Source organism: Lacticaseibacillus boliensis (genome assembly GCF_054784775.1).
Window position 1 is genome coordinate 86,271 of sequence record NZ_BAAIHN010000008.1, and the last position, 10,772, is coordinate 97,042.

Consider the following 10,772-nt stretch of genomic DNA (forward strand, 5'->3'; position numbering starts at 1 on the left):
CTAACTTCCTTTCGGGTAAAGGTTAACCTGCTTGCACGGCATCTTTCGCATTTTCAGTGTGGGCAGCTCGGATTTTGGCGAAGCCTTGGGCGAGATCGGCGATCAGGTCGTCGGGATCTTCCAGGCCGACGGAGAAGCGTAATAACCCAGGCGTGATGCCACAGGCGAGCTGTTCTTCAGCACTCATTTCCGCATGACTCATCTTGGCAGGGTAGGAGAGAATGCTTTCAACGCCGCCTAACGAAACGGAAAATTCTGGGATCGTGAGGTTTTCGGCGAGGATCTTGGCATTTTCTGCAGACCCGACGTCAAAACTCAGTACAGCACCACCGTTTTTGGCTTGCTTCTGTTGGATGGCGTAGTTGGGATCAGACTTGAGGCCGGGATAACAGACACGGGTGACAACGGGTTGTTGATCTAGCCATTCTGCCAGCTTTTGGGCCCCTTTGCTTGATTGTGCCATGCGCACCCCGAGGGTCTTGATGCCGCGCAACAACAAGAAAGTGTCGGTGACGCCCAGCGTTGCACCAAAAGCGTTTTGGATGAAATAGATGCGGCTGGCGAGAGCGGAGTCATTGGTGATCGCGGCCCCAGCTAAAATGTCGGAATGGCCAGACAAGAACTTGGTGGCTGAGTGTACGACGATATCCACACCGAGATTAAGCGGCTTTTGCAACACGGGGGACATGAAGGTGTTGTCAGCGATGGTGATCAAATCGTGGGCCTTGGCGATAGCGACGACGCCAGGAATGTCGGTGACTGCCAGGACGGGGTTAGATGGCGTTTCGATGTAGATCGCCTTGGTGTTAGGTTGGATCGCTTTTTCTAAGGCGTTTAAGTCTGTCGGGTCGACGAAAGTGTGGGTGATGCCAAAGCGCGACAAGACGTCTTCGAGGATCCGGAATGTGCCCCCATAGACGTACTTGGAAACCAAGAGGTGGTCTCCTTGAGAAAAGATGCTCAGCACGCTGGAGATCGCTGCCATGCCTGTCGAAAACAGATAACCAAACTGGCCGTCTTCTAAGGCTGCCACGGCTTGTTCACCAACTTTGCGTGTCGGGTTGCCGCTGCGAGAATAATCGAATTCGCCAAAATGATCGAAGTCATCTTGATAAAACGTCGAGCTCAATGCGATTGGGGTGTTGACGGCACCGGTAGCTGGATCTTTGACCGTTGTGGCTTTAATAATTTTTGTGTAATCATTCATGGTGAAGTCTCCTTTGTGCGAGTGGCGATCAGGCTTTGGCACCAGCCAGCGCTTGGTCGAGGTCTGCGGCGATGTCTTCTTGATCTTCTAAGCCAACCGAGATGCGGATCAGATTGTCGGTGATGCCTAGCGCTTGGCGCTGAGCTTCCGGCATGTCGTGATGAGTCTGGATGGCCGGTACGGTGACCAGGGTTTCGACGCTACCTAAGCTCTCAGCAAACGAACAGACCTGCAAGCCTTGCAAGAACTGATCGACGCTATAGGCGTCGTTGAGATAGAAGCTGATCATACCACCAATGCCGGCATATAGGACTCGATCAACGCTGTCCAAACTGCGCAAGTGTTCAGCGACGAACCGAGCGTTGTTGGTGTGGGCGTGCATACGGATGTTTAAGGTTTTTAGCGAGCGGATGAGCAACCAGGCGTCAAAAGGATCGAGGTTTTGCCCGGTGGTCGTTAACTGCTGGCTGAATTGTTCTGCCAGGTCAGGATCTTTGACGATGACCGCCCCAGCGAGGATATCGTTATGGCCACCGAGATACTTGGTCGCGGAGTGAACCACGACGTCGGCGCCTAAGGTCAGCGGTTGTTGATAAACCGGCGTGAGGAAGGTGTTGTCAACGGCAATCAAGATGTCTGGGCGAACGGCGTGAACCGCGGTGGTAACGGCTTCGATATCGATGACCTTCATCGTGGGGTTGGAAGGCGTCTCAAGCCAGATCAATCGTGTGTTGGGCTTGATTTGAAGCAACAAGGCATCGATGTCAACGCCGTTCCAGGTGTCGTAATTAATCTGGTAGCGGTCCTGGCGCTCATCGAAGTACCGGAAGCTACCACCATAGAGGTCGTCTGAGGCGATAAAGTGATCGCCGGTACGGGTTAAAGTAGAAAATACCAGGTCGATGGCGGCCATCCCGGAACTGACAGCAAAAGCCTGATTGCCGTGTTCGATGGTAGCCAATTGTTGTTCCAACAATGCGCGCGTTGGAGTCGTCATGCGGGAGTAATCGAAGCCGGTAGACTCACCTAATCCTGGATGCCGGAAAGCGGTGGATAAGTATAACGCAGGGACGATAGCCCCTGTTTTGTCATCATCTGTTCCGTTTGCGCCTTGAACGAGTTGCGTTGCGAGTTTAGCCATTAGCGAGCCTCCGAGAATTAGTAGTTTGTAGGGTGTTTAGCCAAGCATCATAGACGAATGTTGCGTCATTGTGCCAGGTGTTGCGTGGTTGCATGTCAGCATCGAAGTAGTGTGCTGGCAGTGGGGTGTTTTGATCTTTATGGTAGTCACGGTAGTATTCTGCGCGTAAGGTGCCGGTTTGATATTCGAGGTGGCCGGCGAGATACCAAGAATTGGTGGTGGCATCTTCGACCAGCGTGGCGCCCAACTCATCGTCGCCGGCAATGATCTGACCTCGATGAACGGCGTTCAAGGGAATCATGAAGAACCGTGACTGCGGCATCGTCAAGCCGCTGGTCGTATAAACGCCGGAGATTTTCTGGGTGAGTTGGCGCCCGGAAAACGCACCGTCAATCGCGCCTGCAGCATAGGCTCCCCAGCAGATGAACAAGGCGCCGTCGGTGTGGGCTTTGCGCCAAGTTAAGATGCGGCGAAGTTCCGGCCAAAAATCGATCTGGTGAAAAGGCAGACGGTCCAGCGGAGCACCGGTGACGATCAAGCCATCGAAGTGTTGGGCCTGAATCTGGCTAAAACTGGTGTAAGCCTCGCGCACCTTAGCTTCATTGTTGTGAATGTGGTGGGTGTCAGGTAAGCAGAAGGTCAATGCGACGGGCTGGGTGCCGGCGGCAAAAACGTTGGCAATTTGACGCTCGGTCACGGCGCGGTTAGGCATCAGATTCAAGACCAAGATTCGCCGGGCATCGGGTGCTGGGATATCATTGGTGCGGGTCAAACCGCTTAAAATTGTCACATGAGCCATTTGCAAAACCTCCATTCCTTGTATAAAAAAATCCCGCAATCCTTCATTAACTGAAAGACTGCGGGACGCTTCTGCGTGGTACCACCCGGATTTTGTCGTCTGTCACCAAACGACACTCTATCGTACGGCAAATTCGCGATACGATGACGCAATAACGGGCGTACCCGGCCACCACTTACCTAAGGCTCGTAGTGACATGACTCGGAGACCATTTTCGGTGTGATGCCATCGCCAGCTTCCACCAACCGCTGGCTCTCTTGAGACGCACACGCACTTACTTATCTCTTCAACGTAATAATGATTATTGCAATAATACGGCATTTTCTCATTCTGGTCAAGTGCTTTTATCATTTTGCTCACATATAACGACGAAAAGGCGGGCTTGACGCGCCAAAAAAAGACCAGTGCCTCGAGCACCGATCTGTGAATGTTGATTTAGTTGAGGACCTCAACGGTGGCATACAATACCCCAGCGGAAGGAATCTGGTTGTTTGGCATCGCGACGTCGAGCTGATTGGGGTTCCCTGCGGCAAAAGCGCCGGTGTCATTGACGGTTCGGATCCATACTGTGCCGTCAGACAGCGTGATCTTCAGGCGGGTGCCTTTAGGGAACACAGACAAGTTAGCGGCGACGCCGCTGTAGCCCATGTTTGAACCCAACACGGCTGGGTCATAAAAACTCAACTTGAAGGTCCCTTTGTTGGTCGTTGATTGGGTAGATGACTGTGTTGTGGTCGTTGTAGCTTGTTGCTGTTGAGTTTGTTGAGCCTGAGCCTGCTTAGCTGCGGCCGCTTTTTGCGCTGCAGCCTGGGCTTGGGCTTTTTGCTGAGCAGCCTGAGCTGCGGCTTGCGCCGCCGCTTTGGCTTTAGCTTCAGCCGCAGCTTTAGCTTCGGCCGCTTTTTTCGCGGCCTCTGCGCGTTCTTGAGCTTGCGCGATCGGGTTTACGCCGACCTTGATGACGATCTTGTGTTGTGGATGTAAGATGTGGTTGGTCTTGACGATCGTCTTCGCAGAAGCTTGCGCGCCGGCTTGCGTGTCGTTTTGTTGTGTCTGATGTTGTGCGGAAGTGGTCGAATCGATCGCTTCGACAGTTTTGGTTGCGGTATTGATGGCGAGCATGCTACCGAGAACGGTAACGGCGGTTGCTGCCATGAAATGTAATCGTTGATTTAAAATAAGATTCACTCCTATATGAATGTAACGTTCCCCTTGACACTGAGCAGTATATGAAACTGGTGTGTCAGGCGGATACCAGCCGCATGACAAAATTTATCGGTTTCGTCATATTGTTACCCGACTGTTACACAAGCACAGCGAAATATTTTTGTTACATAAAAGTTTAAATCACTGCACAACCGGTTACAATTCAGATAAAACGCATCATTTCGGGTGATTTGATGAGCTTTTTTGGCTAATTTGCTCACTGAATTGAGTTGCTCGCAGGGGGGAGTGTGTCTTGCAGATGAATTCAGGTATAATAGAAGTAACAATGTCGAATGGGGTGTTAATGTGGCCATGTATCGTGAAAAACGCTTCGAGCGCATTAAGAAGCTGTTGAATGCCAAACAAGAGCTGAGCATCGAAGATATTATGAACGCGGTCGGGGTCTCCCGAGACACCGCACGTCGCGATATCGTCGCGTTAGATGCCGCCGGAGCAGGACGGCGGACTCGCGGCGGCATCGTCAGCTTGACGTTTGGCCATACGATCCCCAGCTATTCAGAACGGCAGAAGCTCTTTTCCGCCGCCAAGAGTGCGATGGCAGCGTCGGCGTTGAAACTCATCCACCCAGGTGGCGTTTATTTCGTTGATGACTCCACGACGTTACTCAAGCTTTCGCAGAGTATTGACGTGCCGGTGACAATCTACACCCACTCGCTCGACAATGCGATCGCCTTGGCGGTGCGACCGGAAGTGACGCTTCACTTACTGGGTGGTAGCTTGAACCATCACGCGCGGTTCTTCTACTCTGTTGAAGGATTGAAGACGCTGAGCAACATCGCTTTTGATGCGGCGTTTATCGGAGCAACAGCCATTCGACAAAAAGGGCTGTTCTTCGCCTATGAAACTGATGCGCGGATCAAGGCGGCAGTTGCGTCAACGGCCAAGCAGGTCGTGGTCGTGGCAGAAACCCAGAAATTCCAGACCGATGCAACTTACCGCGGGTTTGCGCTGAAGGTAATCGATACATTGATCTCCGATGCGCCAATGCCTTCAGCACAACAGGCGTGGTTTGCCCCTGAGACAACAGTGATCGTCGCCAAACCTTAATCTCGACTTAAGGTTCAACCGTTATCCTATTGATTGACATGATTAATTGTTAGACTTTTAATTGAGGAAAAAATTTTAGTGAATGTAGGTGAGCATGTGACCGAACCTTTAGTCTCCGTGATCGTACCGGTTTATAATGTCGATCGGTATCTTGAGCGGAGTGTGCAGAGCTTGATCGATCAAACTTATTCTAATCTCCAGCTCCTTTTGGTCGACGATGCCTCCACCGATGATTCGGCGGCGGTCATCGCACAGTTTGCTGCGATCGATGCGCGTGTTCAGCCGGTGTATTTTGCCCATAATAGAGGCGTGTCGGCCGCGCGCAATGCTGGCTTGGCACGTGCCAAAGGCCTGTATGTATCGTTCATGGATGGCGATGATTGGGTGGCGCCTGACTACATTGCCAACTTTGTCACCCAGCTGGAAGCGGGGCCTTATGATCTCTTGGTGAGCCCGTTTTACACCGATAATCCAGACCCACAGCCAGTAGCCGACAAATTACGTGAAGATCGGGAACTGACGCGGGGACAGCTGTTGCGCGGGATGTTGGCGCCGGTCGGGAAAATTCGCGGCTATTTATGGAACAAGTTCTATCGTCGCAGTGTGATCACAACGTTAGATTTACATTTTGATGAACAAGTTACCATTATGGAAGACGAGCTGTTCAATACGGCCTACATCATGGCGACGAGTCGTTACTATTATTATGGCAACCCTGGCTATCACCACGTCGTTCGCTTGGATTCAGCGACCCAGTCGCTTGGAGTAATCGGGGCGATTCCGCAACAGCTGGCCGCGCTTTGGCAGATCGGGCACATCATGATCAATGAGAAGCGGGTCGTGGGGGTTGCAGGAAACAAGCTACGCAAGGAGGATACCAATCGCTGATGAATGATGACTTGTTAAAACGAAGCCAGATCAAACAACGTGCCAAAGCCCAGTTGCGGCAAAACGGGGTCTGGGGCCAGATGATGGTAGCCAACATTATCCCGTGGTTGATCACGGTGGCATTCACCTTGTTGACGCTGTGGGGAATGGTGTCGTTGATGTCACACTATGGCATCGACAAAATGGCGACAGATCCGGCAGGCTTTGCGACGTATTACAGCAATAACGCGGATTCGCAGTCGGGATTGCTGAAAAGCCTGGTCTTGTTGTGGTTTGGCCAAGGGATCGCCTTTACGGCACTCGACCTCTATCGCGGCAAGGTCAATCAAGTGCGGCCGATGCAGACGGTTTTCCGCCTGTTTAATAGCAAGTACTTCTTCGGGGTCTTAGCGGTTGCAATTTTGGTGGAGTTGATGCAGATCTTAGGCTTCTTCGCCTTTTTCTTCCCGATGATCTTGGCCTACTTTGGGCTATCGATGAGCTTTTATGCTTATTATGATGGCAAAGAAAAAGGTCGCTACGCCGCACTTGCGGCGTTGGGCCATTCTTGGCGCATCATGCGCGGCTTCAAGCTGGATTATTTCGTCTTGAAGCTGTCGCTTCTCGGCTGGGAGATCTTGAAGGCGATCACATGGCACCTGTTTGATTTCATGATCGATCCTTATCTGCAGCTTGTCGATGCTGGCTTTTATCAAAACGTCCAAGCACACTATCAACGGCAAATGACCGCATAGACAGATTAATGGTCTTGTACCCCGCCTGTTTCGTCAGCTGGGGTGCAAGGCCATTTTCGTCCCACAAAAAAAGCGCCGCGGTAGCCGCAGCACTTCGGAAACTAGTAAACTTTCATTTTCGATAGTGGCCAGTAACGCCACACGACCACAGATTGGATCTTGCTTTTGGCGATGAAGCCAAAGTCACGGCCGTCGTGGGAAACCAAGCGGTTATCTCCCATGACGAAGTATTCGCCTTTAGGTACGCGCTTGGACTGTGTCGAGGCAAGCGTTGCGATATTGAAGTCATTGGTGAATTGCAAGGAGTCGACGGTGACGCCTTGTTGAACGGCGTATGCCCGAAGTTCTTTTTGCATAAAGCTGGATTTTAAGTAGGGTTGAGCTTGGGCTTTGCCGTTAACGTAAAGCTTGCCAGCCTTGACGGCGACGGTATCACCCGGCATCCCGATGACGCGTTTGATGTAGAGCTGTCCAGGTTTGTCAGGCGCGTCGATCACGACGATGTTATTGCGATGCACCGCTTTGTTACGGACGGAGTACAGGCGATCCCCGTTTTCGAGCGTCGGCTGCATCGAAGTCCCTTGGACGATGTCTTTGCTCAAGACGTATTTCATGAGGAGTTGTGTGCCAAGGATAACGACCAAGAACAAAACGACCAATTCGATCGTTGAGCGCACGAAACTATTTTTTTCTTTCTTCAACGAAGACACCTCGAAGGATTATTTTGCGTTAAGTTTAACACACCGCGGAGGGATTACCAAAGTGAGGGTGTTATCGCAACCGTTTTTTAAGTGGGGCTGTTTGCACGGAGGAAGACGGTGTGCTAGCCTATTATATGAAAGTTTTCAGAAAAACAAGCGCAAAGTGATGCAAGGCATCATCTAGGAGGAAACAATTCATGAGTGTCCTGACTGTCACGCATCTATCGCAACGCTTCATCGATAAGCAGTTGTACCAAGATGCGAGTTTTCAAGTTAATAAGGAAGATCATCTTGGTATCGTCGGCCAAAATGGAGTTGGCAAATCAACGCTGATCAAGATCCTCACAGGGGCGATCGAACCCGATGAAGGGACAATCGTGTGGCAAAAGCATCTGCGCGTGGGTTATTTAGATCAGTATGCCAACTTACAACCAGGACAAACAATCATGGACTTCCTCAAGACGGCATTTGCACCGCTTTACGCTAAAGAAGCGAAGATGAATCAGATCTACGCGGATTACGCCGAGAACCCTGATGACGAGTTGTTGGCCAAAGCGGGTGAACTCCAAGAGGCGCTCGAGGCGGGCGACTTCTATGATCTGGAGACCACCATTGAAACTGTCGGCACCGGGCTGGGGCTAGATGCGATCGGTTGGGATCATCCGGTAGACGCCTTGTCTGGTGGCCAACGTTCCAAGATCATTTTGGCCAAGCTTCTATTAGAGAAGCCAGACATGCTACTACTGGATGAACCGACCAACTATTTGGATGTGTCCCATATTCAGTGGCTAACTGAGTGGTTGCAGGCTTTTGAAGGTGCCTTTATCGTGATCTCGCATGACTTCGATTTCTTAGAAGATGTAACTAACGCGGTATTGGACATTGAATTCGCACAGATAACCAAATACACCGGTAGTCTCAACCAAGCGATGAAACAAAAAGAGAAGGACCACGAAACTTACTTGAAGGCTTACAACAAACAGCAAGCCCAGATCAAGAAGTCCGAGGCCTTTATCGCTAAGTTCAAAGCTGGCACTCGGTCAACCATGGCGCGTTCACGCGAGAAGCAACTAGCCCGTATTGACCGGCTCACCCCACCTGGCACGCGACCAAAAGCACATATTCAATTTCCATATATGCCTGTGCAACGCCAGATCCTGATCGATGTCAACGACTTGGTGGTGGGGTATGAAGAACCGCTGCTGGCCCCGATCAACTTCTCGGTGGCAAAAGACGAAGTGATCGCTTTGGAAGGGTTCAACGGGATTGGTAAGTCTACGTTGCTCAAGACCATTCTAGGCCGCTTATCGGCTTTGTCTGGCTCAGTGGAAATCGCCGAGAATGTGGTATTTGGCTACTTCGAACAGGAACTTAACTGGGCGATTCCTAAGCAATCGCCGCTACAATTTCTGCTGGGTGAATTTCCTGCGTTGAGCCAGCGTCCGTTGCGCCAAGTCCTGTCACGGACCGGCTTGACGCGTGAAGAAGCCGACAAGCCGCTGCAGTTACTGTCTGGTGGCGAGCAAAGCAAGGTGAAGCTCGCAGACCTGATGCTCCAACAAACCAATGTGTTAGTCATGGACGAACCGACCAACCATCTGGATGACGATACCAAAAATGCCTTGCGAGAGGCGCTGATCGCCTATCCTGGGGCGGTATTGTTGGTTTCACATGAAGCTGGCTTTTACGATGATTCTTGGGTCGACACACGCATCAACATTGAAAATCTGCGTCATAAATAAACCAAACGCCACTGGTTGCTTCCAAACGGAAGCCGCTCAGTGGCGTTTTTTATGATCAGCGGCGCCAATCTAATAGTTGAAACGTGTACGTGATCGTCGTTGATAAAGGTGCGTTGCCGTTATCAACGCCCAAGACGGCAGCAGCTTCAGCTGCTTGCGAAAGGGTGAATGGCCGGTCAAAAGCCTGCATCAATTCGGTGGCGGTGGTTAGTGTTTGCCGCTGATAGGTGAATGCCTGCTGATGGTAAGGAATGTTCTGGGTTTCTAGGTGACGGCGATAGGCCGTGACCCGACGCGGATCTGCTTGGTAAAACGTGGGTAGTGGCCAGCCAAAATGGTGGGCTAAGTCTGCCAATGCCCGATTCTTCTGGCCACTTTGGGTGTTGATGGCGACGGCACGAGTCGCCAAGCTGTTTAAATGCGGTAGTGAAGCGGCGGTGAGTGTTGGCAGTTGGCTGACAAAAATCAGATCAGCGATTGGGGTTGACGGTAGCTGTTCCCAGTCGTTTTGTTGATAGCTGACGTTTGTCACGTGATGCTGCGCCAGCCAACGCGTCGCTTCGTTTAACATCTGCTTGGACCAATCATAGGCGGTCACCGAGCGTGCGTGTTGGGCGAGCGGAAGCGTGTAGCGCCCAGAGCCGGCGGCAAGCTCGCCAACGGACATGATGGCGAGTGGATAATGGGTAGCAAGTGCGGCGATGACGTCAGTTTCGACGGGCAAGGTCGATTCTTGCTGAATGGCCGCGTAGGTGGCCGCAAATTCATCCCAATCGTGTGCATCCATAGGAAGACCCCTTTTCATATTTTTATTTCCAAAAAGGGTTGACGCTAACCCTCTCAGTTGGTATGATATCAAAGTTGTCTTTCCGATGACACCGGCATTTCCAAAGAGTCGTCAAAAAAAGTTGTTGACATTTTCTGAAAAAGCTGGTAAGATATAAAAGTTGTCGCGAAGGCGTGTGAAGCGTTAACGAAAAAAGAAGTAAAAAATTACTTCTTGACAACATCGGATAAGATGTGATAAACTAATTAAGTTGATTGCGTCTTGGTCGACAAGGTAGTCCTTTGAAAACTGAACAAAGTTTCGTAAATGTGATAGGGCTTTTCTTAAATGAAAAGAATTAAACATGAGCGAAGTCAATTTCGCTAGTAAATCTCGGATCTAAGGTTTCGGCCTTAGTGAAGAACAACAAACGAGCTATTCAAATAACTCATTATATGAGAGTTTGATCCTGGCTCAGGATGAACGCTGGCGGCGTGCCTAATACATGCAAGTCGAACGAGGT

The 10,772-nt window shown here is 51.0% G+C and carries 10 protein-coding genes, 1 rRNA gene and 1 other annotated feature; of the genes, 5 read left to right on the forward strand and 6 right to left on the reverse strand.

Annotated features, from left to right (window positions below; all coding sequences use genetic code 11):
- Positions 1-22: 22 nt before the first annotated feature.
- The 4 genes from ACYVRB_RS05405 to ACYVRB_RS05420 all read right to left on the reverse strand — a co-directional run bounded on the left by ACYVRB_RS05405 (position 23) and on the right by ACYVRB_RS05420 (position 4,299).
- Entirely contained in the window at positions 23-1,207 is a 1,185-nt protein-coding gene (locus ACYVRB_RS05405) for a trans-sulfuration enzyme family protein (RefSeq protein ID WP_461214049.1), read from the reverse strand.
- A gap of 28 nt (positions 1,208-1,235) precedes the next feature.
- Positions 1,236-2,348, reverse strand: coding sequence for a trans-sulfuration enzyme family protein (locus tag ACYVRB_RS05410; RefSeq protein ID WP_461214050.1), 1,113 nt, complete (start codon positions 2,346-2,348; stop codon positions 1,236-1,238).
- Entirely contained in the window at positions 2,341-3,147 is an 807-nt protein-coding gene (locus ACYVRB_RS05415; protein ID WP_461214052.1) for a homoserine O-acetyltransferase/O-succinyltransferase family protein, read from the reverse strand. The genes ACYVRB_RS05410 and ACYVRB_RS05415 overlap by 8 nt, the downstream gene beginning before the upstream one ends.
- A 58-nt stretch (positions 3,148-3,205) precedes the next feature.
- Positions 3,206-3,446, reverse strand: a binding site (T-box leader).
- A gap of 136 nt (positions 3,447-3,582) precedes the next feature.
- Positions 3,583-4,299: an RlpA-like double-psi beta-barrel domain-containing protein gene (locus tag ACYVRB_RS05420; protein ID WP_461214055.1), complete on the reverse strand. Its 717-nt coding sequence runs from the start codon at positions 4,297-4,299 to the stop codon at positions 3,583-3,585.
- A 357-nt stretch (positions 4,300-4,656) separates the two neighbouring features.
- Between ACYVRB_RS05420 and ACYVRB_RS05425 the strand changes: the two genes are divergently transcribed.
- The 3 genes from ACYVRB_RS05425 to ACYVRB_RS05435 all read left to right on the forward strand — a co-directional run bounded on the left by ACYVRB_RS05425 (position 4,657) and on the right by ACYVRB_RS05435 (position 7,040).
- On the forward strand, positions 4,657-5,418 hold the full coding sequence (locus tag ACYVRB_RS05425; RefSeq protein ID WP_461214056.1) for a DeoR/GlpR family DNA-binding transcription regulator: 762 nt from the start codon (positions 4,657-4,659) through the stop codon (positions 5,416-5,418).
- A gap of 96 nt (positions 5,419-5,514) precedes the next feature.
- Entirely contained in the window at positions 5,515-6,306 is a 792-nt protein-coding gene (locus ACYVRB_RS05430; RefSeq protein ID WP_461214057.1) for a glycosyltransferase family 2 protein, read from the forward strand.
- The gene (locus tag ACYVRB_RS05435; protein WP_461214058.1) at positions 6,306-7,040 is read left to right on the forward strand and encodes a DUF975 family protein; all 735 of its coding nucleotides are present in this window, start codon (positions 6,306-6,308) and stop codon (positions 7,038-7,040) included. The genes ACYVRB_RS05430 and ACYVRB_RS05435 overlap by 1 nt, the downstream gene beginning before the upstream one ends.
- A 101-nt stretch (positions 7,041-7,141) precedes the next feature.
- On the opposite strand, the gene lepB is transcribed toward ACYVRB_RS05435, so the two are convergent.
- Entirely contained in the window at positions 7,142-7,741 is a 600-nt protein-coding gene (lepB, locus tag ACYVRB_RS05440; RefSeq protein ID WP_461214060.1) for a signal peptidase I, read from the reverse strand.
- Between the two features lie 197 nt (positions 7,742-7,938).
- On the opposite strand from lepB, the gene ACYVRB_RS05445 reads away from it, so the two are divergent.
- On the forward strand, positions 7,939-9,483 hold the full coding sequence (locus ACYVRB_RS05445) for an ABC-F family ATP-binding cassette domain-containing protein (protein WP_461214062.1): 1,545 nt from the start codon (positions 7,939-7,941) through the stop codon (positions 9,481-9,483).
- A gap of 55 nt (positions 9,484-9,538) precedes the next feature.
- Here the strand turns inward: ACYVRB_RS05445 and ACYVRB_RS05450 are convergent, their stop codons facing one another.
- Positions 9,539-10,270 carry a class I SAM-dependent methyltransferase gene (locus tag ACYVRB_RS05450; protein WP_461214063.1) on the reverse strand — a complete coding sequence of 244 codons (732 nt, stop codon included), beginning with the start codon at positions 10,268-10,270 and terminating at the stop codon, positions 9,539-9,541.
- Positions 10,271-10,700: 430 nt separating this feature from the next.
- Between ACYVRB_RS05450 and ACYVRB_RS05455 the strand changes: the two genes are divergently transcribed.
- Positions 10,701-10,772, forward strand: a 16S ribosomal RNA gene (locus ACYVRB_RS05455); the annotation flags it as partial.